Below are 26,072 nucleotides of genomic sequence, written 5' to 3'. Positions count from 1 at the left end.
CGGTAATATGTCAGGTGGGTTGCCTGTTGCTTACCCCTATTTAGCCGAGTCTGGTAGCCTCAATTTTACCGCTAACATCGGTTTTTGGTTGGGGCGCTATCGCAAGATCGGCGGTGCGTCTTTTGGCTGGCGTGCGGACTGAACGCCTGCCTTCATCCCTACGCCGATCCTGCGCGCCAGCGCGACCCATGGGGTGGCGGTTTCAGGCGGCAGGGTCTGGCTGGCGACCTCTTCAAACAGGTCCAGCCAGTGGGTGAACATCTCGGGGCGCACGTCAGGCCGCTCGATATGGACCCGCTGCGGATTACCGTCATAGCTGCGCTCAAACAGGATGGCGTTGCGCCAGAAGGCGGCGATCTTGTCCTCATGCGCGGGCCAGTCATGGACGTGCTTGTTGAACACCGGCCCCAGAACGGCATCCTCGCGCACGCGGGCATAGAAGGCGTGGACCTGCGCGTTGATCTGGGCCGGTGTTGCGGGAAAGCGCGGGGGCAAGGTGGGTCTGGTCATGGTTGTCTCAGGTTTCGACTCTAGCCCGGGGCATATCCGGGGCGGAGGTCAGGCAACAGGTGTGGTTTTGTCGCGCGGCTCGGGCGTCAGCAGATGTCGGATCAGGGCCACCGGATGCGCCTTCAGGCTGAGACGGGTGGCGACGTAATCCTCGACCACCTGTTCGCCCAATGTCATCTGCGGCAGGTAGGCTGCGGGTTCATCCAGCGTCTCGCCTTCCAGATCCTGTGAGAACAGCGGCAGGGGTTTCGCGGTCGCAATCGCCTTGGCCTGCCACAGAGCCTCGCGCCGGGTCAGATCGCAGGCGGCGAAGGCATCGGCCTCGGCCAGACGTTCGATCACCGATGGCCCCAAGCCTGCACGCCGCCAGACGTCATCAACCTGAGTGTAGCCGTTGCCCCGCGCGGCAGTCAGCCAGCTGGCGTCTTCCTCGCTCAGGCCCTTGATCTGGCGGAACCCCAGCCGCAGGGCCAGCCCACCATGGCCGTCGGGTTCCATCACATTGTCCCAGAAGCTGGCATTGATGCAGACCGGCCGCACCTGCACCCCGTGTTCGCGGGCATCCCGCACGATCTGGGCAGGGGCATAAAAGCCCATTGGCTGCGAGTTCAGCAGTGCGCAGGCGAAGATGCCCGGATGGTGGCATTTGATCCAGGCTGAGGCATAGACCAACAGCGCAAAACTGGCCGCGTGGCTTTCTGGGAAGCCGTAAGAGCCGAAGCCCTCGATCTGTGAAAAACACCGCTCGGCGAAATCCTGTTCGTAACCGTTGCGCTTCATCCCGCGCAGGAAAAGCGCGCGGAATTCGCTGACATTGCCGTGCTTCTTGAAGGTCGCCAGCGATCGGCGCAGCCGGTCGGCCTGTTCCGGGGTAAAGCCCGCGCCGACGATGGCGATCTGCATCGCCTGTTCCTGAAACAGCGGCACGCCCAGCGTTTTGCCCAGCACCTCGCCCAAAGCGTCCGAGGGGAAGCTGACCTCTTCTTCTCCGTTCCGGCGGCGGATATAGGGGTGGACCATGTCGCCCTGAATCGGGCCGGGGCGGATGATGGCGACCTCGATCACCAGATCATAGAAAGTGCGGGGCCGCATCCGGGGCAGGAAGTTCATCTGAGCACGTGATTCCACCTGAAACACCCCCACCGAGTCCGCTTTGCACAGCATATCGTAGACCTCGGGATCCTCGGGCGGCAGGGTGGCAAGGGTATAGCCGGTCTGGTGGTGCTGTGTGATCAGATCGAATGCCTTACGGATACAGGTCAGCATCCCAAGGCTGAGGACATCGACCTTCAGAATACCCAGACTGTCGATATCGTCCTTGTCCCAACAGATGACTGTGCGGTCCTCCATCGTGGCGTTTTCGATAGGGACAAGCTCGTCCAGGCGTCCTTCGGTGATGATGAAACCACCCACATGTTGCGAGAGATGCCGGGGGAAGCCGTCGATCTCATAGACCAGCATTAGAGTCTGTTTTAGGCGGCGATCCTCGGGATCAAGGCCGATCTCGCGCATCCGTTCGGCCTCAAGCCCCTTGGCTGAGAAGAACCCCCATAGCTGCGAGGACAGGGCCGAGATCGTGTCTTCGGTCAGGCCCATGGCGCGCCCGACCTCGCGGATCGCACGCTTGCCGCGATAATGGATCACGGTGGCGCATAGCCCCGCGCGGTGGCGGCCATAGCGGTCATAGATGTGCTGGATCACCTCTTCGCGGCGTTCATGTTCGAAATCGACGTCGATATCGGGCGGTTCATCGCGCGCCTCGGACACGAAGCGCTCGAACACCATCGTACCCATCTCGGGGCTGACCTCGGTGATGCCGAGACAGAAGCAGACCACCGAATTGGCCGCAGATCCGCGTCCCTGACACAGGATATCGCGCCAGCGGGCGAAATGAACGATGTCGCGGACGGTCAGGAAGTAGGGCTCATATTTCAGCTTGCCGATCAGGGTCAGCTCGTGCGCCAGCATCTTTTTGGCTTTTTCCGAGGCCCCAGCCGGATAACGCCATTTCAACCCTTCATGCGCTAGACGGTGCAGGCGCTGGGTCGGGGTTTCCTGATCGCTGCCCTCGCTGGGGTATTCATAGCGCAGCTCATCCAGCGAGAATTGCAGCTGTTCGCTGAGCATATGGGCGCGGGTGACGGCCCCTTCATGGCCCTTGAAGATACGTAACATCTCGGCCTCGGACCGCAGGCGCTGTTCGCCATTGGCCAGCGCGTCGCGACCCAAATCATCGACCTTGCGGCGCAGGCGGATGGCGGTCAGCACATCGGCCAGCTTGCGACGGGCCCCGTGGTGCATCATCGGCGCGGCACTGGCGATTGTGGGGATGCCAAGTTGCTTTGATTCAGTCTCTAATAAAGAGAAATACGCACTGTCTGCACCGTCATACCGGGGATGCATCAACAGATGCATCCGCCTGCCAAAGCGGCGCGTCAACCGTTGTGCCTGTGTCCGCCAAGGGCTCGCGCCGCCCTGTGACGGGGTCGGTTGTGGCCAGAGCAGCAGGTGGAGACCGTCAGAGAATTCCATCAGGTCGGACAGGTGCAGGATACAGTCGCCTTTCTCGGCCCGCAGACGGCCCGCAGACAGGATACGGCACAGGTTGCCCCAACCCTGCCGGTTCAGCGGCAGGGCGGTGACGGTGGGCGCGTCGGTGAAGATCAGCCGTGCCGCAGGGATTAGGCGCGGCACCGCGCGGATCAGATATGAGGGTGGTTTGGGGATATGATCGGGGCAGGTTGGGCCTATGGGCGTGTTCTGCCCTTCCCATTCCACACGTTCGCGCACCTTTCGGGCGATCTCGCGCGCTTGGGTATGGGCGCGTACGATCCCGGCCACCGAGTTGTCATCGGCAATCGCAATGGCAGGCAGGCCCAGCATCACGGCGCGCTCCATGTATTCCTCGGGGTGGGATGCCCCGGTGAGAAAGGTGAAGTTCGACGTGATCGACAATTCGGCATACATGGCGATTCCATATTATATTCACGTTTTGTTCTTTTTCGAGTCCTTTGCGCAGGAAGCGGGTCGCTTGGCTTTGCCAGGTCACAGTTGATCCTGATTGCCGCATCTCACACGCGGCACTTGCCCCCGGTTTGCGCATCGCTCATAAACGCAGTCACACATGCCCCGCGAGGCCGACAACCGAAGAAGGATCGCCAGCCGTGACCATCGAAGCGCCGGAAACCAAGATCGTGGAAACCACCCGAGTTGCCTGTGACGGCGGCGAAGGCGCGTTGGGCCATCCGCGCGTGTGGCTGCAAATCCCCGAGGATACCGGTTGGGTCGAATGCCCCTATTGCGATTGCAAATATGTCCTTAAGGGCACAGATCAGGGCTGACCGCCCTTACAAAGAATGAACGCCAAAATCTCGCCGCGTTTTTTGTGCTAAGGCTCGACCGGAACCAGCCCGGGTGAGAGTGATGACTGACCTTCACGCTACTGACACAGCAAATCCTGTTTTTGGTTGGACAGGGTTTAGCCTTGCGTCGATTGCGCTGTTTGCAGCGCTATTTGTGTTCTGGGCAGGACCGTTCGCGCCGCAGCAATCCACCGGGGTTTCCTTGGGGGAATTGGCGGCCGAGATCGGTAAATCCACGCTGCGCGCCGCGGCCGGGCTTGAGCAGCCCGAACCGGTTGCGCCGACCCGTGATCTGGACGATTTCCTGCGTATCGGGGTCGCCATGTTGGGCGGGCTGGCAATTGTGTTGTCCGTTGTTGGTATCCTGCGTCACGAAAAGAGACGCCCGGCTATTGCAGGCGTTGTCATCGGTGTGGGCGCGATCCTGTTTCAGTTCGTTGCCTTTGCATTTTTTGCCTTCCTCGGTGTGCTGGTTATCATGGCGCTGCTGAACAGTTTCTCGGACGTTTTCAGCGGTCTGTTTGGTGGATAAGCCGCGTTCCTGACTGGTCACGCGCGCGGCCCTGTGGCAGAACCATCCCTGACCGACAGGGAGAGCGCGCATGAGCAATTTCGGAAAAGGATGTCACCTGCATCTGATCGATGGATCGGCCTTTATTTTCAGGGCCTATCACGCTCTGCCCCCGCTGACGCGCAAATCCGATGGGCTGCCGATCGGCGCCGTTTCGGGGTTCTGCAACATGCTGCAGAAATATGTCGAGGGGAACGCCGGACCCGACGCGCCGACCCATGTGGCGGTGATTTTCGACAAGGGCTCGCACACGTTCCGCAATGATCTTTATGACCTGTACAAAGCCAACCGCGAGGCCATGCCTGAGGACCTGCGACCGCAGATGCCTCTGACCCGTGAAGCCACTCGCGCCTTCAACATCGCCTGCAAGGAGTTGGAGGGGTATGAGGCCGACGACATCATCGCCACGCTGGCTGTTCAGGCGCGTGACGCGGGGGGGCGTGTGACGATTGTCAGTTCAGACAAAGACCTGATGCAGTTGGTCGGCGGCGGCGTGGAAATGCTGGACGCGATGAAGAACAAGCGCATCGACCGCGATGGTGTATTCGAGAAATTCGGCGTCGGACCCGAACGGGTGGTCGATGTGCAGGCGCTGGCCGGGGACAGCGTGGATAACGTGCCGGGCGCTCCGGGCATTGGAGTCAAGACCGCCGCCTTGCTGATCAACGAATATGGCGATCTGGAAACGCTGCTGGACCGCGCAGAAGAGATCAAGCAGCCCAAACGCCGCCAGACCCTGATCGAAAAGCGCGACCAGATCGAGCTGTCGAAAAAGCTGGTGCAGTTGGACGAAAACACCCCGCTGGACTTCACGCTGGACGATCTTGAAGTGAAGGACCCCGAGCCGGACACGCTGCTGAGTTTCTTGGCGGATATGGAGTTCCGCACCCTGACTAAACGCATTGCTGACAAGCTGGGGGCCGAGGCCCCGGTGATCGCCGATGCGCCCGCGCCCGAGGTTGTATCTGAGGCCGAGGATATCTCCTTTGACGCCGCGAATCACGAGTGCGTTCGGGATGCAGCAGCGCTACAGGCGTGGATCGACCGCATCTATGAAACCGGTTGGGTAGCCGTCGATACCGAGACCACCGGATTAAACGAAATGATCGCCGATCTGGTGGGCATTTCGCTGTGCGTTGAGGCGGGCTCGGCCTGTTACATCCCGCTAACCCACCGCGACGGAGCCGCTGATGATCTTTTCGGCTCAGACGCACTGGCCGAGGGGCAGATGCCGTTAAATGAGGCTCTAATACTGCTGAAACCTATGCTTCAGGATCCGTCGATCCTGAAGATTGGACAGAACATGAAGTATGACGCCAAGATATTCGCGCGCTATGGTGTGGAAGTGGCGCCGATCGACGACACCATGCTGATGTCCTATGCAATGCATGGGGGCGAGCATGGGCATGGCATGGATACCCTGTCAGAACGCTATCTAAATCACACACCGATTCCGATCAAACCGCTGCTAGGGTCCGGCAAGTCGGCCATCACCTTCGACAAGGTGCCGATTGATGAGGCCACTGCCTATGCCGCCGAGGATGCGGATATCACGCTGCGCTTGTGGAAGCTGTTCAAACCGCAACTTCATCAGGTGCAGGTGACGACGGTTTATGAAACGCTGGAGCGTCCTCTGGTGCCGGTTCTCAAAGAAATGGAGATGCACGGTATCAAGGTGGATCGCGATGTGCTGTCCCGCATGTCCAACACCTTCGCGCAGAAAATGGCCGGGTTAGAGGCTGAAATTCACGAATTGGCCGGTGAGACTTTCAATGTCGGCTCGCCCGCGCAACTGGGCGAGATTCTGTTCGACAAGATGGGACTTGAGGGCGGAAAAAAGGGTAAAACCGGGAAATACTCGACCGGGGCGGATATTCTCGAAGACCTCGCCACCGAGCATGAACTGCCCCGCCGGGTGCTGGATTGGCGGCAGTTGTCCAAGCTGAAATCGACCTATACGGATGCGCTGCAAACCCATATCAACCCCGATACGGGCCGGGTGCATACGTCTTATTCGATTACGGGGGCCAACACGGGCCGTTTGGCCTCGACCGATCCGAACCTGCAAAATATTCCGGTGCGCACCGAAGAAGGCCGCCGCATTCGTGAGGCGTTCATCGCCGAGCCGGGCAATGTGATGGTCAGCCTCGACTATAGCCAGATAGAGCTGCGGATTCTGGCCCATATCGCCGATATCCCGGCGTTGAAACAGGCGTTCTCGGATGGGTTGGACATTCACGCCATGACCGCCTCCGAGATGTTCGATGTGCCACTGGACGAGATGACGCCGGATATTCGTCGTCAGGCCAAGGCAATCAATTTTGGTGTGATCTACGGGATTTCAGGCTTTGGTCTGGCGCGCAACCTGCGCATTCCACGGGCCGAGGCGCAGGGCTTTATCGACCGCTATTTCGAACGTTTTCCGGGGATCAGAACCTATATGGACGACACTGTCGCCTTTGCCAAAGAGCATGGCTATGTCCAGACACTGTTTGGCCGCAAGATCCATACGCCCGAGATCAATGCCAAGGGGCCTCATGCCGGGTTCTCGCGCCGGGCGGCGATCAATGCGCCGATTCAGGGCACGGCGGCGGATGTGATCCGGCGCGCGATGGTGCGGATGCCGGATGCGATCAACGGGCTACCCGCCAAGATGCTGTTACAGGTGCATGACGAATTGCTGTTCGAAGTGGCCGAGGATGCGGTGGATCAGGTGATCGGCGTCGCGCGCGACGTGATGGAAGGCGCATCGGACCCGGCGGTGAAACTGGACGTCAAGCTGAGTGTCGATGCCGGGCAGGGGGCGAACTGGGCCGAGGCACACTGAGGCGCACCGGCGCGCTTCTCATTAGGTCCGACGGACCCTCTTCGCTGCGGGTCAGTCCTGCGGCCTGACTAGGCGATTGACCAACCGTTGCACGGCAGGTCCGAGAATCAGGATGACCGAGAACGCGATCGGCCAGCAAAAGGCCCAGGACGCCATCCAGTCGCCCAGCGTGGTTGGGCCTATCCCGATCGCCTTTACCGTAGCGATACCTGTAACGATGCAGGACATCAGGCCCGACATGATCAGGCTGAACAGAGCGCGGGTAAAGCGGGCAGGGATCATTGACTAAATCCTATTGGTCTCGGCCCATGTCATCTGCGGGATTTTTTGAAAAAATGCCAGAGCTAGGCGCGCATCCACTTCAAGCTGTTGATCGTTTGCGGTGTTGAGGGCACGTATTCGGCGCTGACCCATCCTGCGTATCCTGCATCATCCATCGCGCTGAACAGGGCGGGAAAATCGGTTGGCCCGCGCCCGGGTTCGGATCGGTCCGGTGCCGCGCCAATTTGGGCGTGAACCACATTGGCGTTGAACCGGGTCCACACGTCCAGCGCGTTGCCATGGATCATATGGGCGTGAAAGCTGTCGAATTGCAGGCCGACATTGGGGCGGTCTACGCGGTTCAGAACATCAGCAGCCAGATCGTAGTCGTTCAGGAAATAGTTTGGCTGCGAAACCGGGTTCAGCGGCTCAATCGTGAACTGTTGCTGGGGTGCGAAATCGGCAGCCCATTTCAGGTTCTTTACGAAACAGTCCAGCGCGTCCGGCCCCGAGGCATAACCCGACATTACGTGGATCAGCCCCGGTTTAAGAACATCGGCGTAACGCATCACGCGACGAATATCCGATTGGAACCGCGCTTCGTCGCCGGGGATAGCTGCATAGCCCGGCTGTCCGCCCGTGTAATTCGGTGGCGGCGCGTTGATCAGGACAAGGTCCAACCCATTGGACAGCAAGGCCCGCCGCGTTTCCTTGGCGGCCAGATCATAGGGAAACAAAATCTCAACGGCTTGAAACCCGGCTTCTGCTGCCGCCTGAAACCGGTCGAGATAGGGAAGTTCTGCAAAGAGCAGCGAGATATTGGCGGCAAATTTGGGCATTGGCAGGTCCGGGTTTTTGGTGACCGGACCTTAGCTGTCGGGTGATTTCAGGGAAAGGGACTGAAAACGACAGATTGTCGAAAATCGGCCAGATCGCCCGGGGCAATTCAGAGACATTCGGGACAATGCGGCGAATCATTTTCGGTCGCCGTTCCAACAAAAGGTCTGACACCATGGCAATGAGCCCTGACCCCGTGCGCGGGAACACTCTTTCTGTGTCTGCCGGGCGCAGTTCTGCCTTGCCCGGCAATGGCTTGGCGGTGGCAAGCATGCTGACATGGGCAGCCGGGTTTCCGGCGGCCGAGGTGCTGTTGCAAAGCTGGCCCCCCGTAGCGCTCTTGGTGGCGCGACTGGCGATTGCGGTGTTGGTGATGGTGCCGATCTGGGTGTTGTTTGACGGGCCGACCCGCGTACTGCGCGCCCGTTGGGGGCATGCGATGCTGGTCGGTGGAACGCTGGGCGCTGGGATGTTCCTGATCATTCTGGCGCAAAAGCTGACCGACCCGGTGACCGTGGCCATCATCGCCTCGTGCGCGCCCTTGTTTGCGACTCTGTTGGAGCTGGCGACGGGTACGCGACGTTTGCGGTGGAATTTTGCCATCGGAGTCATAGTGTCGATCATCGGTGGGTTAATCGCAACCAGCGCGGTGGCCCCCGCTCAACTAGGGCTTGGCGCAGGGTGTGCCATTGTGTCGACGGGGTTGTTCTGCTGGGCCAGCATGGCAACCGCGCGGGATTTTCCAGAACTCAGCCAGACCGGGCGCAGTACCATTACATTCGTGGGCGGGTTGGTCGTGGCCTTCTTTCTGTTCTTCACGGCAGGGCAGTTGGGTATGGATGTCATCCCCACGGCTCCGGTTGATATGCAGCAAGCGGGAATGCTGGTGATCTATGCGCTGATCTCGATGGGGCTGAGTCAGGTGTTCTTTATCGCCTCGGTCGGGAAAATCGGCGTGGCGCTGGCGTCGTTCCACATCAACATCGCGCCGTTTTACGTGATGTTGATCATGCTTGTGCTGGGGGACGAGTGGAACTGGACTCGCGCGCTGGGCGCGGGGATCGTGGCTGTGGCCGTGGTGCTGGCGCAAGATCGTCGGGTGGTGCGCCGGGCTTAGTCCGGCAAGTCCTCGGACCGGATCAGGGGGAAAAACTGTCCATCTGACCAGACGCCGAACCAATCATCATTGTGTTCGGCAATGTCGACCAGCCGGTAGAAACTTTTGCGGTCGATCCGCGCTTCGAGGTTGGCACGCACCAATATGTAGGGCGCGGGTTCATCTGTTTCAGGGTCGATAACAATGCGGATCGGGTGATCTGGCCCTGCGATGGCGGTATCGCCGACATGTGTCGTGAAAGTCAGCACCTGCGCCGCGCCGGTGCCCGTCGCATCGAAATCGACCGCGACGAAGGGCGCGTCCTCGACGGTGATTCCCACCTTTTCGACCGGGGTGACAAGATAATATTTCCCCTCTTCTTTCTTAAGAATTGAGGAAAATAACTTCACAAGCTCGAACCGGTTGATCGGTGACCCTAGATAAGACCAAGAGCCATCTTTGGCGATATGGATGTCCAGATCGCCACAAAACGGAGGATTCCACAGGTGAACCGGGGGCAAGCCCTTGGTTTTGGCGGCTTTGACTGATGCCGCAATGCCATCAGGAGAGGGTGTCACAGGTTTTTGTCCGCTCATTACTTTTGCCATTTCCTTTTCGCGCGATACACTTCAACCATATTAGTCCACGGAAGGGAAAGTCATGACCGAACCTGCCGACCTCGTGTCCGAGATCGAAGCGCTGGAAACCAAACTGCAAGAGGCCAAGTCCTCGATCACCCGCCGCTTTATCGGACAGGAACGGGTCGTGGACCTGACCCTGACCGCGCTGCTGTGCGGCGGGCATGCGTTGCTGATCGGTCTGCCCGGTCTGGGTAAGACGCGACTGGTTGAAACGCTGTCGACCGTGATGGGCTTGCACGGCAACCGCATCCAATTCACGCCGGACCTGATGCCTGCCGATATTCTGGGGTCCGAGGTTCTGGATACCGCCGAAGATGGCAGCCGCCATTTCCGGTTCATTTCTGGCCCGATCTTTTGCCAGTTGCTGATGGCAGATGAGATCAACCGCGCCAGCCCTCGGACCCAATCGGCGCTGTTGCAGGCGATGCAGGAACGCACGGTGACGGTGGCGGGCGAAGATCGTTCTCTTGGAACACCGTTTCACGTGCTCGCAACGCAGAACCCCATTGAGCAAGAGGGCACCTATCCGCTGCCCGAGGCGCAGTTGGACCGCTTCCTTGTCCAGATTGACGTGGAATACCCTGATCGCCAAACCGAGCGTGACATTCTGCTGGCCACCACGGGTGTCGAGGAAGACGACGCGCATGAGATTTTCACCAAAGAGGAATTGCTGGCTGCGCAGGTTCTTTTGCGCCGGATGCCGGTGGGCGACTCGGTCGTTGAACTGATCCTCGATCTGGTTCGTGCCTTCCGCCCGGATGAGGCGGGTGTGTCTGAGCGTGTTGCCGAAACCGTTGCATGGGGGCCGGGTCCACGTGCGGCGCAGGCGCTGATGATGACGGTGCGGGCGCGGGCGATGCTGCAGGGGCGATTGGCCCCTAATGCCGAGGACGTGCTGGACATGGCCCGCCCAGTCCTCAGCCACCGGATGGCGTTGAACTTTGCGGCGCGTGCACGCGGGGACAGCCTAGCTGAGCTGATCGAAAGCACAGCTGCCGGCTTGATCCGCACCGAGGCTGCGGCGTGAATGCCGCGCTGACCCTTCGTGAAAGATCCGAGGCCGAGGCGTGCCGGCTGCCGCCCTTGTTGGCGCGGGCCGAACATCTGGCGGGAACCGTCCTGCTGGGTGATCACGGACGGAGGCGGTCCGGTCTGGGTGATGATTTCTGGCAGTACCGACCGGCGCAGATCGGAGATAGTCGTCGGATGATCGACCACCGGCGGTCTGCGCGGGGGGATCAGCAATTCGTGCGTGAACGCGAGTGGCAGATCGCGCAATCGGTGATGCTCTGGGTCGATCAGGGCGCGTCGATGCGGTTTGCGTCCGACAAATCCCTGCACACCAAAGCGGACCGGGCGCGCCTGCTTGGTCTGTCAACGGCGATCCTGCTGGTGCGCGGCGGGGAACGTGTCGGACTGACCGGAACAACCCTTCCGCCCCGGCGCGGCAACGCGCAAATCGTGCGGCTGGCGCAGGCTTGGTCCGAAGATGCCGCAGCCGATTACGCCCCGCCCGAACATAGGGCCATGATCCCACATGCGCGTGCCGTCTTCATTTCCGATTTCCTCGGGCCGATGGATGAGGTCGAACTGGCCCTGACCAAAGCCGCCGACCGGGGCGTGCGCGGTGTCCTGTTGCAGGTTCTGGACCCAACCGAGGAAAGCTTTCCCTATCGCGGGCGGACCATATTTGAAAGCGTTGGCGGCACAGCGCGACACGAAACCCTCAAGGCCGGAGAGTTGCGGGACCGCTATCTAGAGCGTCTCGCCAGTCGCAAGGGCGCGCTGACGCAACTGTGTCGCGCGACCGGATGGCAGCTTGGTCTGCACCACACGGGTGACAGCGCGCAAGCGGCTCTGTTGTGGCTCTATCGTGCACTGGACGGGGGAACGGCATGACGGTTCTGGCGGGCATTGGATTTACCGCACCGTGGGTGTTGCTGGGTCTTTTGACCCTTCCGATCCTGTGGCTGATCCTGCGCGCCGTGCCACCAGCGCCGATCCGCAGACTGTTTCCGGCGGTCACACTACTGCTTGGGTTGAAGGATGAAGAAAGCGTTTCGGACCGCACCCCGTGGTGGTTGCTGCTTTTGCGCATGCTGGCAGCGGCGGCGATTATCATCGGGTTGGCTGGCCCGGTTCTGAACCCGTCCCGAGAGCAAGCCGGATCAGGGCCATTGATGTTGGTGCTGGACGGAAGCTGGGCGGGCGCATCCCGTTGGTCTTCGACGCTGGACCAGATCGACGCGCAACTGACCGAGGCCGGGCGTGCCGGGCGCACGGTCGCGATCCTTAACCTGACGGTTCCCGAAGTCCCTGTCTTTCAGGCCGCCGAGGCGTGGAGCGGTCGATTGCCTGGGCTGGTTCCGATGCCATGGCAGCCTACGCTGCCGCAGATTGAACAGGCTTTGGCCGCGCTGGATGAGGTTGAAGGTGAATTTGAAACGCATTGGTTCAGTGACCGTCTGGCATATGATCGCAGCGAAACGATCCTTGCGGCTTTGCAGGCGCGCGGGGGTGTCACTGTGTATCAGTCGCCATCCTCGGTTGTTGGACTATTGCCGGCTGGCTATCAGGATGGCGTCATTCAATTGACCGCGCAACGGGCCGAGGCGGGCCCGGCTGAACGCATCACGGTTCTGGCGCAGGGCCGCGACCCGGCCGGGGTGATGCGGGTTCTTCAATCTGCCGAGGTGGAATTTGCAGGTGGCGAAACGCAGGCCCAGATAGAACTGGCCCTGCCGTCAGAACTGCGCGCGCGGATCACGCGGTTTGAAATTCAAGGTGAACGGTCTGCGGGGGCTGTGACACTGACCGATGACAGCCTGCGGCGGCGCGAAGTTGCCCTGATCGCCGGGACGCGGAACCGCGAAGGTTTGGAGTTGCTGTCACCGTTGCATTACCTGACGCAGGTTTTGATCCCGACAGCGGATTTTGTTGATGGCGGATTGCTGGACGTACTGCCGGCCAACCCGGATGTGATCGTTCTGGCCGATGTCGCCAAACTGTCCGGGGGCGAACAATCGGCACTGGTTGAATGGGTCGAAGAAGGTGGCTTGCTGTTGCGCTTTGCCGGACCGCGTATGGCCGCCAGTGATCTGGGCCGTGATGAGGAAGATATCCTGCTGCCTGTCCGCCTGCGCAGCGGCGGACGATCCGTTGGCGGCGCGATGAGCTGGGGTGAGGCCAAGGGGCTTGCACCGTTCCCCGAAAGCTCACCGTTTTATGGGCTTAAGGTCCCCGGAGATGTATCTGTGACCACGCAGGTCATGGCGCAACCTGACCCTAATCTGGCGGATCGCGTGATTGCATCTTTGTCGGACGGCACGCCATTGGTGACCCGCAAGGCGCTTGGGCTGGGTCAGGTCGTGCTGTTCCACGTGACGGCTGATGCAGAATGGTCCAGCCTTCCCCTGTCGGGCCTATTTGTCGAAATGCTGGATCGGCTGGCCGTCGCCTCGGCCGCCAAGTCTCGGCAGGAGTCCCAGTTGCAGGGCACCACGTGGGAGCCAATTCAGGTGATGGATGGGTTTGGCACCTTGTCTGATGCCGGCAATCTGTCGGGCGTTGATGGCGTCGATCTAGTGGCGGGTGCAATTGGCCCAGATCTGCGTCCGGGGCTTTACGAAAGCGGCAAGCAAAAGCTGGCGCTGAATGTTCTGACCAGCGACACGATGCTTAGCCCTGCGGTCTGGCCGCCGGATGTGCCTATCAAGGGGCAGGAAATTAGCACGGAAACGCCCATCGGAGGTATCCTGCTCAGCCTTGCGCTGCTGTTGCTGACGGTGGATGTCATTGCGTCTTTGGCGCTGTCAGGACGGTTGGGTCTGGCCAAGGCCGCGGCCACTGCGATCGGAGTTTTGCTGTTTGTGCCCCAAGCAGACGCACAGACGCCCGCGGATACCGATTTTGCGCTGAACGCCACCAAGGAACTGGTGTTGGCGCATGTCCTGACGGGTGACGCGCAGGTCGATGACATTGCAGGTGCCGGAATGCGGGGTCTTGCACAAACCCTGTTTTATCGCACGTCCGTCGAACCGGCCGAACCGATCGGCGTTGATCTGGAGCGGGACGAACTGGCCTTTTTCCCGTTGCTCTACTGGCCCATAACCCCCCAGCAACCGCAACCGTCCGCTGGAGCCTACGCCAAGCTTAACGCTTACCTTCGCTCGGGCGGGATGATCTTGTTTGACACGCGGGACTCGGATGTGGCGCGGTTTGGCGCCTCCAGCCCTAATGGACGCAAATTGCAGCAGTTGGCCGCGCCCTTGAATATTCCTTCGTTAGAGCCTGTCCCGCGTGACCACGTGCTGACGCGCGCGTTCTATCTGCTGCAGGATTTTCCCGGGCGCTACGCCGGAACCGAGGTCTGGGTCGAGGCCGCGCCACTGGATGCCGAACAGATCGAGGGGATGCCGTTCCGCAACCTCAACGATAACGTGACGCCAGTGGTGATCGGCGGCAACGACTGGGCCGGAGCGTGGGCCGTTGACCGCAACGGACAGGCCCTGTTGCCCGTTGGACGCGGCTATGCAGGTGAGCGTCAGCGAGAGCTGGCTAATCGCTTTGGTGTCAATTTGGTGATGCATGTCCTGACCGGGAACTACAAATCGGATCAGGTGCATGTGCCTGCCTTGCTGGACAGGTTGGGACAATGACAGGAACCGTTATCTTTGATCCCCTGATCCCGTGGCCTGTTTTGGCCACCGTTGCTGCGGTAGCCCTTGCCGGGGTGGTTCTGGCCCTTTGGCAGGGTCTGTCCGGTTGGGCCCTGCGCGGTTTGGCGGCCCTTGTCGTGATCGGTGCGTTGGCTGGCCCGGTCTACCAGATCGAGGATCGCGCGCCCCTGACGGACATCGTGTTGATGATCGAGGATGAAAGCGCCAGTCAGACCCTTTCGGACCGCGCCGAGCAGACCGCGCTGGCAGCCGAAGAACTGGCGGCCGAGATCGAGTCGCGCGACAATACCGAGCTGCGCCGGATCAAAGTCGGTGATGGCGACGGCGACGAAGGTACGCAGGTCATGGCTGCGCTGAACGAGGCGTTGGCCGAAGAACCGCGCGCGCGGATCGCAGGAATTCTTGTGGTATCCGACGGGATTGTGCACGATGCAGATCAGGCACCCGACCTGCCAGCGCCGATGCATTTGCTGCAAACCGGGCGCGCCACCGACTGGGACCGCCGCTTGATTGTGCGAAATGCCCCCGCCTTTGCCATTATCGGTGAGCCGGTCACCCTGACCTTGCGCGTAGAAGATAGCGGTGCAGCCCCTGCTGGCGCGACCAGCGCGCCGCTTGAAATCTCGGTCGACGGTGCCGAGCCCCAACAATTCTCGATTCCCATCGGTGTCGACGTGGAATTGCCCGTCAGCCTGCCCCATGGCGGGCGTAATGTCATTCAATTCACGGTGCCCGAAGCCGAAGGTGAATTGACAGACCGAAACAACACGGCGCTGATCCAGATGAACGGTGTTCGCGATCGTTTGCGCGTGCTGTTGGTATCGGGCGAGCCGCATCCGGGCGGGCGGACATGGCGCAACCTGCTGAAGTCTGACAGCTCGGTCGATCTGGTGCATTTCACAATCCTGCGACCACCTGAGAAACAGGACGGTGTTCCGGTGGATGAGTTGTCGCTAATTGCATTCCCAACTCGAGAGCTGTTTCTGGAAAAGATTAACGATTTCGATCTGATCATCTTTGACCGTTACAAGCGGCGCGGCATTTTACCTGCGATCTATCTGGACAACGTCAACAACTATATTAACGACGGCGGTGCCGTCCTGATCGCGGCCGGGCCTGACTTTGCCAGCGCGGACAGTATCTTTCGCTCGCCCCTGGCACCGATCCTACCGGCGCAGCCAACCGCACGGGTGATCGAGGAACGCTTTGTCCCGATGGTGACCGATCTGGGGCATCGCCATCCGGTCACGACTGATCTTGGCGATTCCGAACAATGGGGCGCGTGGTTGCGCCAGATCGACGTAAAGCACCGCTCGGGCGAGTTGCTGATGACCGGGATTGAAGACAGGCCGCTTTTGGTTCTTGATCGTGTGGGTGAAGGCCGCGTGGCAATGCTGGCCTCGGATCATGCGTGGCTTTGGAGTCGTGGGTTCGAGGGGGGCGGGCCGCAGCTTGAACTGCTGCGCCGGCTGGCGCATTGGATGATGAAAGAACCCGAGCTTGAGGAAGAAGCGCTGTGGGCCGAAGCCAACGGCCAGATCATGCGGATCATTCGGCAGACCCTTGAGGATGAGGTCGGTCCAGTTACGGTCACGCGCCCGAATGGGGAAACGCTGGACATCACGCTCGACATGATTTCCCCCGGCCGGTTCGAGGCACAGTATTTCGGGCCGGAAATCGGACTTTACCGTTTGCGGGAAGGCGAGTTGTCCGCCGTTATCGGGTTAGGTCCGGCCGCGCCGAAAGAATTTGAGCGCACCATCGCAACCTCGGACTTTCTGGATCCGCTGCTGGCTGAATTGCGCGGTGGGGCGATCAAGTTGGAGGACGGCCTGCCCGCGATCCGCAACGTGCGTGCGGGACGACCGGCATCCGGGCGCGGTTGGATTGGCCTGACGCCACGTGACGCTTATGAAACTCGGGACGTCACGCAGGCCGGTTTGCTGCCGCCGTGGTTGGTGCTGCTTCTGGCGGGCGGCTTCCTGCTGGGCGGTTGGTTGCGCGAGGGGCGTCGTTGACGGCCCGCGCCTGTGATCCGAACTGCGCGGTAAGCGCTTAAACACTTCTTCACGCTCTGGCTGGATGTTGATCTCGGGTTAGTTCGGGATCACCAAAGATGAGTCTTGCAATAAAACTGGCACAGGAACGACGCGCACGTTTGGCGGCAGAGCGTCTTTTGGAAATGAAGCAGGCCGAATTGTCCGCCGCCAACCGCAAGCTGGGCCTGCATGCAATGGCCCTGACCAAGCGCATCGGCGAAACCCAGGCCGAGGTGGAAACGGTTCGGGGTGAGAACGAAAAGGTCAAATCCGACCTGACGCTGGCCAATGCCAAAATCGAGGTGGCCGAACGACGGTTATGGCATTCGATTCAGACGTTTCAGGACGGGTTTGCGTTTTTTGACGGCGATAACCGCCTGATCGGGGCGAATACGGCCTACCTTAGTTTGTTTGACGGGATCGACGAAGTTGCGCCGGGCGTCGCATATCCACGGATACTTGAGATTTTGGTCGCTGAGGGGCTGATTGATCTGGGTTCCGAGGCTGCACCGGACTGAATCCGAAGGATGCTGGCCCGTTGGTCACAACCACATCCCAACGCGGAAATTATCCGCCTGTGGAATGGTCATTATGTCAAGCTGATCGACCAGCGGGGCAATGGTGGCGATGTTGTAAGTCTGGCGCTAAACATCTCGGCCTCGGTCCGGCATGAGGCCGAATTGACGGCTGCACGCGAACGGGCCGAAGCAGCAAACCGCGCCAAGTCCGCATTTCTGGCCAATATGAGCCATGAGATACGCACCCCGATGAACGGCATTGTCGGGATGACTGACCTGCTGACTGAAACCCCTCTGGACGAGGAACAAAGGCTCTATCTTAACACGATCCGCAACTCGGGTGAGGCGTTGCTGGTCATCATCAATGACGTTCTCGACTATTCCAAGATCGAGGCGGACAAGCTGATCCTGCACCCCGAGCAGTTTGACTTTGAACGCTGTATTCTTGAGGTTGCGATGCTTTTGCAGCCAAGTGTTCGTGACAAGGGTCTGACGCTGCTGGTCGACTCTGACCTGTTCCTTCCAACGCTATTTGTTGGTGATCCGGGTCGTGTTCGTCAGGTTCTGACGAATCTGGTGGGCAATGCGGTGAAATTCACCACCAACGGCCATGTTCTGATCCGCGTTACTGGAGTGCCCAATACCGATACCAAGACCTGCGACATACACGTGGCGATCGAAGACACTGGGATCGGGATCGAACCGGAAAAGATCGACCACATATTTGGTGAGTTCAATCAGGTCGAAGATGAACGCAACCGCCAGTTCGAAGGAACCGGGCTGGGGCTGGCCATCACAAAACGTCTGATCACGCTGATGGGCGGTACGATCTGGGTAGAAAGTGAACCGGGGCGTGGGTCGTGTTTTGGATTCCGCGTGTCGATGCCGACCGTCGAAGGCGTTCAGCCTGCCCCTCCGGATCTGGGTGGGGGTCTGCACCACGTGATGGTTGTTGAAGATTTGGCGGTCAACCGGGCCATCCTGTCGAAGCAGCTCGGCCGGATGGGATCGCGCGTCACGGTGTGTTCGTCTGGTGGAGAGGCTTTGGCCGCAGTCGACGATACTGTTGACCTGCTTTTGTGTGATCACGATTTGCCGGATATGGATGGGCTGGAATTGGCGACCATCCTGAAAGATCGCGGGTGGGGCGAATTGCCGGTTGTGGTGATGTCAGCCAATCCCGCCGTCATCCACGCAAACCCGGCCCGACATCTGATCGAAGGCGTTCTGCAAAAACCCATTCCCCGGGCTGAACTGTATACGCACCTGACCGCTCTTGGTCAGGACACACGGGCCGAACCCGCAGAAATAGCTGTACCAGAAACCGTCGAACCCGATTACGCGAACGTGCCTTCGGCCGGGCGTTTGATGCGTGTTCTGGCGGCCGAAGATAACCGGACCAATCAACTGATCCTGAAGAAAATGGTCAAGGATCTGAACATCGAACTGCGGTTCGCCGGAAATGGACTTGAAGCCGTGGATGTCCATCGTGAATTCGATCCGGACCTGATCTTTATGGATATTTCCATGCCGAAAATGGACGGAAAGCAGGCCACCGGTGAAATCCGGAGGCGCGAGATTGAGACAGGCCGCCATGTTCCGATTGTCGCGCTGACCGCGCATGCGATGTCAGGAGATGATCAGGGGATCTTGTCGGCAGGTTTGGACCACTACCTAACCAAACCTCTGCAAAAACAGAAAATCCAACAAGCGATCCTGACGCATCAACCGGAGGGCACTCAGGCAGTCGTTGCCGGACAGCCATAACCAAATTAGGCTGAACTCATGTTAAATGAACGTGGTTTTCAGCCTCGCGCGCTGGGCGAGATAGCCATTCGATGCGCCGATATGTCGGCGATGGTCGAATTTTATGAAACAGTGATCGGATTGCAGCGTCTGAGCGGCGACCATGACAGCGCGATCGTTTTCTTCGAGATCGCGCAGGGTTTCGGCGGGCATACTCAGGTTTTGGCCCTGTTCCACCAAACAGCCGCCCCGCGCCCCAGCTTGCATCCCACAGGTGATCAATACCCGGTGACCGGCGGCGCGTCGGCTTTGCATCACATCGCCCTGTCGCTGCCTTTCGAAGAACAAGACGCTGTCACGCGTTGGTATGAACAAATTGGTCAGCCCAACCGGGTTGAGCAATTCGACTGGATTGGCTGGCGCGGGATTTTCACCGAAGACCCCGAGGGCAATACGGTTGAACTGGTCGCTTACGACCGGTCAATGCTGGCTCAGGCCTGATACGGACGCACGAAGACGGGTTTGTCCTCGGTCGACAACTCGGGCCGGTGTGCATAGCCGCCGGTGTCAAAGTCCAACAGCCCCGCAGGATCGGTCAGGCGGTGCTGCACGATGTATCGCGCCATCGCGCCGCGCGCTTTCTTGGCAAAGAAGCTGACGATCTTGGGCGTGCCCGCCTTGTCCTCCATGAACACAGGTGTGATCACACGCAGCTTTAGCGCCTTGGGATCGACAGCGCCAAAGTATTCCTGACTGGCGCAATTCACCAGAATGTCTGACCCGATCTGCGCGCCTTGTGCGTTCAGCGCCTTGCTGAGCTGGTCGCGCCAGTACTCATACAGGTTCTTGCCGCGTCGGGTCTTCAGCTTGCTGCCCATCTCAAGCCGGTAGGCCTGAATGGCGTCCAGAGGGCGCAGCACGCCGTAAAGCCCCGACAGAATTCGCAGGTGATCCTGCGCCCAGGCCATTTCATCGGCATCCAGCGATGCAGCCTCAAGCCCCTGATAGGTGTCCCCGGCAAAGGCCAGCGCGGCAGGGCGGGTTAGGTCGGCCTCGGGGGCATCGGAAAAGGCGCGATACCGGTCGCGGTTCAAACGCGCCAGATCATCGCTGAGGTCCATCAGCTTTTTGAGATCGCCCAGCGTCAGGTTGCGGGCGGTTTTCGACAGCCGGATCGCGTCGTCCTGGAAATCGGGTTGGGTGACTGTCACATCGCGCTCGGCCCAGTCCAGCCGCTTGGCCGGGGAAATCACTACCAGCATATCCGCCCTCTTTTCTTGCCTGATACGGCGTATCTAGCCCGCCTGTTCCAACACGTCCAGAAAGGCCGCGCCAAACCTTTCGTGACGACGGTCGCCCAGCACTTGTTCCAGCCCGCGCTGATCGCCGGGCCGCAGTTGCGCCACCTTGGCCAGTTGTGAGGCCGAGCAGGTCAGCGGTTTGTCGATCCCTTCTGGACCGCGCGCCAGATCGTTCTGAACCGCCAGAAGCTGATCGAAAATCTCACCCTGATCGCGCCCGGCCAGTTTGCGGCGGGCGGGGTGCAGCGCGGCGGCTTCGCCCGCGATCACCTCAAGGAAGGTATCGCCGTAGCGTTCCAGTTTCTTCGCGCCCACGCCGCCGATCCGGGCCAAGTCGTCCAACGTCATGGGTCGGGTCTCGGCCATCTCGATCAGGGTGCGGTCAGGGAAGATCACATAGGCGGGCACCCGCTGTGATTCCGCCAGCGCGCGGCGTTTGGCCTTAAGCGCCGACAGCAGCGGTGCGTCTTCATCGGCAACCATCGCTTTGACGGCCGGGCGGCGGGTGGCTTTGCGGATTGTGTCCTTGCGCAAGTTAATCTGCGCCTCGCCCTTCAGGATCGGTTTGGCGGCCTCGGTCATGCGCAACGCGCCGTGGCGGTCAGGATCGGGACGGACCAGATCATGCCCCATCATCTGCCGGAAAATTGCCTGCCATTGCGGGCGGGACCAGTCCTTGCCGATGCCCCATGTGGACAGGTCGTCGTGTCGCCGCGCCCGGACCTTTTCAGTTTCATTGGCCAGAAGGATGTCGATCAAATGACCCGAACCGAACCATTCCTCGGTGCGCAGGATGGCGGATAGGGCCATGCGCACAGGAGTGGTACCGTCGAACACCTCGGGCGGGGTGTCGCACAGATCGCATTTGCCGCAGGGCGCAGCCTGTTCGCCGAAATACCCCAGCAGGGTCTGACGGCGGCAAACCAGCGCCTCGGCCAGTCCAAGCAGAGCGTTCAGCCGGGCATGGTCGGCCATGCGGCGCTCAGCCGGGGCCAACCCTTCGTCGATTTGCGAGCGGCGTAGGCGGATGTCATCGGGGCCGAACAGGGTCAGCGTTTCAGCCTGGCCACCATCGCGGCCTGCGCGTCCGATTTCCTGATAAAAGGCCTCGATGGATTTGGGCAGGTCCGCATGGGCGACCCAGCGGATATCGGGTTTGTCGATGCCCATGCCAAAGGCCACGGTGGCGACGACGATCAGACCGTCTTCGCGCGCGAAACGGGTTTCGACATTGCGGCGATCCTCGGGGTCCATGCCACCGTGATAGTGGCAGGCGGAGTGCCCCTCGGCGCGCAGGGCTTGGGCCAGCACTTCGGTCTTGTTTCGGGTGCCGCAATAGACGATGCCGGATTGCCCTTTTCGCGCAGCAGCAAAATCCAGCACCTGTTTGCGTGGCCCGTCCTTGGCGGCAAAGGCAAGATGGATGTTGGGTCGGTCAAATCCGCGCAGGAATTTGCGGGGCGCGGTGCCGTCGAACAGCTTCTCGACAATCTCGTCCTGTGTTTCGGCATCCGCCGTGGCGGTAAAGGCCGCCAAGGGCACCTTCAACGCGCGCCGCAACTCTCCGATCCTTAGATAATCCGGGCGGAAATCATGGCCCCATTGGCTGACGCAATGCGCCTCATCCACGGCGATCAGGCTGACATTGATACGCCGCAACATCCCCAGTGCCGACCCGGCGGCCAGACGTTCGGGCGCCATGTAAAGTAGTTTAAGCCGCCCAGCCTCCAACGCCTCCCACACGGCATCGGTTTCCTCGGGGGTGTTTCCCGAGGTCAGCGCGCCGGCCTCAACCCCGGCCTCTTGCAAGCCCCGTACTTGGTCGCGCATCAGGGCGATCAGAGGCGAGATGACCACCGTTACCCCGTCGCGAAGTAGGGCAGGCAGTTGGAAACACAGGGATTTCCCGCCACCCGTCGGCATGATGGCCAGCACGTTTTCGCCCGCCGTCACGGCATCGACGATCTCTTCCTGACCCGGTCGGAAGTCGTCGAATCCAAAGACATCTCGCAGCAGGGGCGCGGCGTCGAACATGTGGGGATTGCCCTGTTTTTAGGTTTATCTGCTCTTATGACAGGACAATCACATACTAAGATTCGGTGAACAAGAGGTCAGACGAAATAGACCATATTGTTGATCAGGATGATCCGCAGCGCATAGACGCCGACGAGAACGACCAGAGGCGTCAGGTCCAGACCGCCCATATTCGGCAGAACCCGGCGGATCGGGCCGTAGATGGGTTCAAGTATCCGGTTCAGACCGTACCAGATTTGCGCGACCAACTGCTGATGCAGGTTGAGAACCTGAAAGTTGATCAGCCAGCTCATGATCACATGGGCCAGAATGATGAACCAGACAATGTCCAGGATCAGCAACAGGATTTGGATCAGTGACAGCATGGGGCCTCCGGTATTTGCGTCAGACGAGACGTAAGCGCCCGCGCCCGAAAGAGCAAGTCTGGGTCAATAGAACGCTTGCGAAACGGTCCAAAGCCCCGTCTTATTAAAAACAACAAGAACAGGGGCAGTCATGGCAGAGATTTCTAAGCGTAAGCGCATCTGGGGCTGGTGGTTTTTCGACTGGGCGACGCAGCCATATCACAGCCTTCTGGTCACGTTCGTCTTTGGACCCTATTTCGCCGGGGTTGCGGCGGGATATTTCGCAGGAACCGGGCTGGACTCTCAGGCGGCGGCTGCACGGGCGCAGACGGTCTGGGCGAATTGCCTGACCATTACCGGGCTGATCATCGCCTTTGGCGCACCGCTTTTGGGCGCGATGGCAGATGTGTCAGGGCGGCGCATCCCTTGGATCTTTGGGTTTTCCGTCATGTATGTCGTGGGGTCCGCGGCGCTGTGGTACACGCTGCCGGATGGGTCAAATATGTGGCTGATGCTGTCGGCCTTTGGCCTTGGATTTGTCGGCGCGGAATATGCGTTGATCTTCATCAACTCGCAGTTGCCCGATCTGGGCGACGACAAGGAAGTGGGTGAGATTTCCGGCTCAGGCTTTGCCTTCGGCTATTTCGGCGGGCTGATTTCATTGGCGATCATGCTGCTTTTGTTTGTCGAGCAGGACAACGGCAAGACGCTGGTCGGACTGGACCCGGCCTTTGGGCTGGACGCGGCGCAGCAGCAGGGCACCCGGTTCGTCGGCCCGTTCACGGCAGGGTGGTTCATCCTGTTCATGGTGCCGTATTTCCTTTGGGTGCGGGCCGATTCATCGTCCAAGAAACGCGGCTCGGTGCGCGACGCGCTGGGCTTGCTGGCGCATTCGATTTCCAACCTGCGGCACCGGCTTAGCCTAGCCAGCTATCTGGGATCTTCGATGTTTTACCGTGATGCGCTGAACGGGCTTTACAGCTTTGGCGGCGTATACGCCCGGCTGGTGCTGGAATGGGACCTCATCAAGATCGGTGTCTTCGGGATCGTCAGCGTTCTGGCCGCCGCTGCTTTTTCGTGGGTCGGTGGCAAGCTGGACAAGAAAAACGGCCCTAAACCGGTCATTTTGGTCAGCATCTGGGTTCTGATCCTTGTTTGCGTCACGATCGTATCCATGGACCGGACGCAGGTTTTCGGCATCGCTTTGCCCGATGGATCGGGCCTGCCGGATCTTGTGTTCTTTGCCTGCGGCATTCTGATTGGTGGTATGGGCGGCATTTTGCAATCGGCTAGCCGATCCATGATGGTGCGTCACACCGATCCCAAGGCCCCGGTGGAAAGCTTTGGCCTGTATGGTTTGTCGGGTCGCGCCACGGCCTTTGCCGCGCCTCTGTTGATCGGGATTGCCACAACCGCAACCGGCAGCGCGCGTCTGGGGGTGTCACCGATCATTCTGTTGTTTATTCTGGGTCTATTCCTGATGCGCTGGGTTAAACCGGAAGGGGATCAGAGCAGATGATAATACAGCGTTTTTTGGCAATATTGGCCTTAATCACACTGGCAGGCTCCGCAGGGGCGCAACCCCTGGCCAAGCAATTATTCGGAGCACAAAAGCAAAGTTCACAACAAAAACCCGCCGCTTTCGGCAGTTATTCGCGCGGATGTGCCGCCGGGTCGGTGCAACTGCCCGAAACAGGCCCGACATGGCAGGCCATGCGCCTGTCGCGCAACCGCAACTGGGGACACCCGGTGGCGATAGATTATGTGCAGGACCTCAGCCAATTCGCGGCCAGGCAACCGGGTTGGAATGGTCTTTATATCGGGGATATCAGCCAGCCTCGGGGCGGGCCGATGACATCAGGGCACCGGTCGCACCAGTTGGGTCTGGATATTGATATCTGGATGCTTCCGGGTAACGACATGCGGCTTAGCCGCAAGGCGCGCGAGAATATCTCGTCTGTTTCCCTGCGTCGTGCCAATGGGGCGTTCGTCAACGGCAACTGGACCAAGCAGCATCACGCCGTACTGCGTGAGGCAGCCAAGGACAAACGCGTCGCCCGAATATTCGTCTTTCCCGGCGCGAAAGTGCAGATGTGCAAAGAGGAAAAAGGTAACCGCGCCTACCTGCGCAAAATTCGGCCCTGGTGGGGGCATCACTATCATTTCCACGTGCGGCTTGCCTGCCCGCGCGGGTCCAGAGGCTGCGTTAATCAGGACCCGCCGCCCAAGGGTGACGGCTGCGCCGAAGCGCAGCAATGGGTGAACAATATACTGAACCCGCCACCGCCAGACCCAAATGCGCCGCCACCGAAAAAACGCCGAGAATATCGTTTGGCCGATCTGCCCCAGCAATGCGCCGCCGTTCTGCAATCCAACTGATGTCCGCGTTTTGTCTGGCAGGACCGGCCTGGGCCGTCGAAACAAAGACTGCCGTTGAGTTAGGCAGCTTTGCCTGGAGCGACCCGGCTGGCTGGTTCGGAGGGTTTTCCGCGCTGCATGTTTCTGCGGACGGCCAAAATTTGATGGTTCTGAGTGACCGGGCCACTCTGGTACGCGCCAGAATTCTACGCGAAGGCGATGCAATTACCGGTGTCGAGGTCACAGGGAAATGGCCGGTTCTGTCCAGCACAGGCCAGCCATTAATCGGGTCTTCCGGTGACTCCGAAGGGCTGGCCGTGGCGCCGGATGGCAGCTTTTTTGTTTCGTTCGAACGTGTTCATCGCGTCGCCCACTATTCAGCGCCGGGATCCAAGGCGCGCGTCCTGCCGCGCCCCAAAGCGTTTGACCAGTTACCAAATAACGGCTCGTTCGAGGCGCTGGCGATCGACGGCAAACAGCGGCTCTATACCCTTACCGAGAAAGGCCGAACCGAGAATGGCGACATTCCAGTTTACCGCTGGAGCGGGCAGGTCTGGTCGACACCATTCGTTTTGCCTCAGCGCGGGCGGTTTTTACCCGTAGCAGCCGATTTCGGACCTGACGGCAGGCTTTACGTTCTGGAACGCTCGGTGTCGCTGACAGGTTTCCGGTCGCGCCTTCGACGGTGGCGGCTTCAGGATGACACGCCCACCGGCGAAGAAGTTCTGTTCACCACCGGAATGGGGGGGCACGACAACCTCGAAGGCGTGTCGATCTGGCGTGATGACCGCGGTCGCATGCGCGCCACAATGGTGTCCGATGACAATTTCCTTGCGCTGCAGCGCACCGAACTGGTGGAATATCTGCTGCCCGATTGACAGTCTCTGATCAAGCGTCTAGAAGCGCGGCTTGCCTTGGGACGGTCCCTTGGCCAAGTCGCCGCTACCT

General features: G+C 60.1%; 20 protein-coding genes and 1 pseudogene. 13 read left to right on the top strand and 8 right to left on the bottom strand.

Features of this window, described 5'->3' with window-relative positions; translation table 11 throughout:
• Positions 1-96: 96 nt before the first annotated feature.
• Positions 97-510 (bottom strand): group III truncated hemoglobin, encoded by a 414-nt coding sequence (locus GOX75_RS11345; RefSeq protein ID WP_171123117.1) that lies wholly within the window; start codon positions 508-510, stop codon positions 97-99.
• A gap of 48 nt (positions 511-558) precedes the next feature.
• Positions 559-3,477: an error-prone DNA polymerase gene (locus GOX75_RS11340; RefSeq protein ID WP_171123115.1), complete on the bottom strand. Its 2,919-nt coding sequence runs from the start codon at positions 3,475-3,477 to the stop codon at positions 559-561.
• 197 nt (positions 3,478-3,674) lie between these two features.
• Between GOX75_RS11340 and GOX75_RS11335 the strand changes: the two genes are divergently transcribed.
• The 3 genes from GOX75_RS11335 (at position 3,675) to polA (ending at position 7,270) form a co-directional block, all read left to right on the top strand.
• On the top strand, positions 3,675-3,851 hold the full coding sequence (locus tag GOX75_RS11335; RefSeq protein WP_171123113.1) for a zinc-finger domain-containing protein: 177 nt from the start codon (positions 3,675-3,677) through the stop codon (positions 3,849-3,851).
• A gap of 82 nt (positions 3,852-3,933) precedes the next feature.
• Positions 3,934-4,404, top strand: a complete 471-nt coding sequence (locus GOX75_RS11330) for a hypothetical protein (RefSeq protein WP_171123111.1) — start codon at positions 3,934-3,936, stop codon at positions 4,402-4,404.
• A 70-nt stretch (positions 4,405-4,474) separates the two neighbouring features.
• The gene (gene polA / locus GOX75_RS11325; protein WP_171123109.1) at positions 4,475-7,270 is read left to right on the top strand and encodes a DNA polymerase I; all 2,796 of its coding nucleotides are present in this window, start codon (positions 4,475-4,477) and stop codon (positions 7,268-7,270) included.
• A gap of 51 nt (positions 7,271-7,321) precedes the next feature.
• Here polA and GOX75_RS11320 read toward each other — a convergent pair whose 3' ends face one another.
• Together GOX75_RS11320 and GOX75_RS11315 are read right to left on the bottom strand one after the other, a co-directional pair.
• Complete coding sequence (locus GOX75_RS11320; protein WP_171123107.1) at positions 7,322-7,552, bottom strand: DUF2798 domain-containing protein; 231 nt, start codon at positions 7,550-7,552, stop codon at positions 7,322-7,324.
• A 62-nt stretch (positions 7,553-7,614) separates the two neighbouring features.
• Positions 7,615-8,370 (bottom strand): hydroxypyruvate isomerase family protein, encoded by a 756-nt coding sequence (locus GOX75_RS11315; RefSeq protein ID WP_171123105.1) that lies wholly within the window; start codon positions 8,368-8,370, stop codon positions 7,615-7,617.
• A 179-nt stretch (positions 8,371-8,549) separates the two neighbouring features.
• Between GOX75_RS11315 and GOX75_RS11310 the strand changes: the two genes are divergently transcribed.
• On the top strand, positions 8,550-9,485 hold the full coding sequence (locus tag GOX75_RS11310) for a DMT family transporter (RefSeq protein ID WP_254428741.1): 936 nt from the start codon (positions 8,550-8,552) through the stop codon (positions 9,483-9,485).
• On the opposite strand, the gene GOX75_RS11305 is transcribed toward GOX75_RS11310, so the two are convergent.
• Entirely contained in the window at positions 9,482-10,060 is a 579-nt protein-coding gene (locus GOX75_RS11305) for a DUF1285 domain-containing protein (RefSeq protein ID WP_171123101.1), read from the bottom strand. The genes GOX75_RS11310 and GOX75_RS11305 overlap by 4 nt on opposite strands.
• A 64-nt stretch (positions 10,061-10,124) precedes the next feature.
• On the opposite strand from GOX75_RS11305, the gene GOX75_RS11300 reads away from it, so the two are divergent.
• The 6 genes and pseudogenes from GOX75_RS11300 (at position 10,125) to GOX75_RS11275 (ending at position 19,588) form a co-directional block, all read left to right on the top strand.
• Positions 10,125-11,132 (top strand): MoxR family ATPase, encoded by a 1,008-nt coding sequence (locus GOX75_RS11300; protein WP_171123099.1) that lies wholly within the window; start codon positions 10,125-10,127, stop codon positions 11,130-11,132.
• The gene (locus tag GOX75_RS11295; RefSeq protein WP_171123097.1) at positions 11,129-12,004 is read left to right on the top strand and encodes a DUF58 domain-containing protein; all 876 of its coding nucleotides are present in this window, start codon (positions 11,129-11,131) and stop codon (positions 12,002-12,004) included. Before GOX75_RS11300 ends, GOX75_RS11295 begins: the two co-directional genes overlap by 4 nt.
• Positions 12,001-14,763, top strand: coding sequence for a DUF4159 domain-containing protein (locus GOX75_RS11290; RefSeq protein WP_171123095.1), 2,763 nt, complete (start codon positions 12,001-12,003; stop codon positions 14,761-14,763). Before GOX75_RS11295 ends, GOX75_RS11290 begins: the two co-directional genes overlap by 4 nt.
• Positions 14,760-16,802 (top strand): hypothetical protein, encoded by a 2,043-nt coding sequence (locus GOX75_RS11285; protein ID WP_171123093.1) that lies wholly within the window; start codon positions 14,760-14,762, stop codon positions 16,800-16,802. The genes GOX75_RS11290 and GOX75_RS11285 overlap by 4 nt, the downstream gene beginning before the upstream one ends.
• 98 nt (positions 16,803-16,900) lie before the next feature.
• Positions 16,901-19,108, top strand: a pseudogene (locus GOX75_RS11280) (response regulator).
• A gap of 18 nt (positions 19,109-19,126) precedes the next feature.
• Positions 19,127-19,588, top strand: coding sequence for a VOC family protein (locus GOX75_RS11275; protein WP_171123091.1), 462 nt, complete (start codon positions 19,127-19,129; stop codon positions 19,586-19,588).
• Here the strand turns inward: GOX75_RS11275 and yaaA are convergent.
• From yaaA to GOX75_RS11260, 3 genes are all read right to left on the bottom strand, one after another.
• Positions 19,579-20,349, bottom strand: a complete 771-nt coding sequence (gene yaaA, locus GOX75_RS11270; RefSeq protein WP_171123089.1) for a peroxide stress protein YaaA — start codon at positions 20,347-20,349, stop codon at positions 19,579-19,581. The two genes, GOX75_RS11275 and yaaA, sit on opposite strands and share 10 nt — an antisense overlap.
• A gap of 33 nt (positions 20,350-20,382) precedes the next feature.
• Positions 20,383-22,422 carry a DNA helicase RecQ gene (gene recQ, locus GOX75_RS11265; RefSeq protein ID WP_171123087.1) on the bottom strand — a complete coding sequence of 680 codons (2,040 nt, stop codon included), beginning with the start codon at positions 22,420-22,422 and terminating at the stop codon, positions 20,383-20,385.
• Between the two features lie 77 nt (positions 22,423-22,499).
• Positions 22,500-22,787, bottom strand: a complete 288-nt coding sequence (locus tag GOX75_RS11260) for a YggT family protein (RefSeq protein ID WP_171123085.1) — start codon at positions 22,785-22,787, stop codon at positions 22,500-22,502.
• A 130-nt stretch (positions 22,788-22,917) separates the two neighbouring features.
• On the opposite strand from GOX75_RS11260, the gene GOX75_RS11255 reads away from it, so the two are divergent.
• From GOX75_RS11255 to GOX75_RS11245, 3 genes are read left to right on the top strand one after another with little or no spacing between them, the layout of a single operon-like run.
• Entirely contained in the window at positions 22,918-24,285 is a 1,368-nt protein-coding gene (locus tag GOX75_RS11255) for an MFS transporter (protein ID WP_171123083.1), read from the top strand.
• Positions 24,282-25,145 carry a penicillin-insensitive murein endopeptidase gene (gene mepA, locus GOX75_RS11250; RefSeq protein ID WP_171123081.1) on the top strand — a complete coding sequence of 288 codons (864 nt, stop codon included), beginning with the start codon at positions 24,282-24,284 and terminating at the stop codon, positions 25,143-25,145. Before GOX75_RS11255 ends, mepA begins: the two co-directional genes overlap by 4 nt.
• Complete coding sequence (locus tag GOX75_RS11245; RefSeq protein WP_171123079.1) at positions 25,118-26,002, top strand: esterase-like activity of phytase family protein; 885 nt, start codon at positions 25,118-25,120, stop codon at positions 26,000-26,002. Before mepA ends, GOX75_RS11245 begins: the two co-directional genes overlap by 28 nt.
• Positions 26,003-26,072 lie beyond the last annotated feature (70 nt).

It is taken from the genome of Ruegeria sp. HKCCD7251 (assembly GCF_013031165.1).
In the GTDB taxonomy this organism is placed as follows: Bacteria; Pseudomonadota; Alphaproteobacteria; order Rhodobacterales; family Rhodobacteraceae; genus Ruegeria.
The sequence above is the reverse complement of the archived record's forward strand: the minus strand, read 5'-3'. Positions and strand labels throughout refer to the sequence as shown.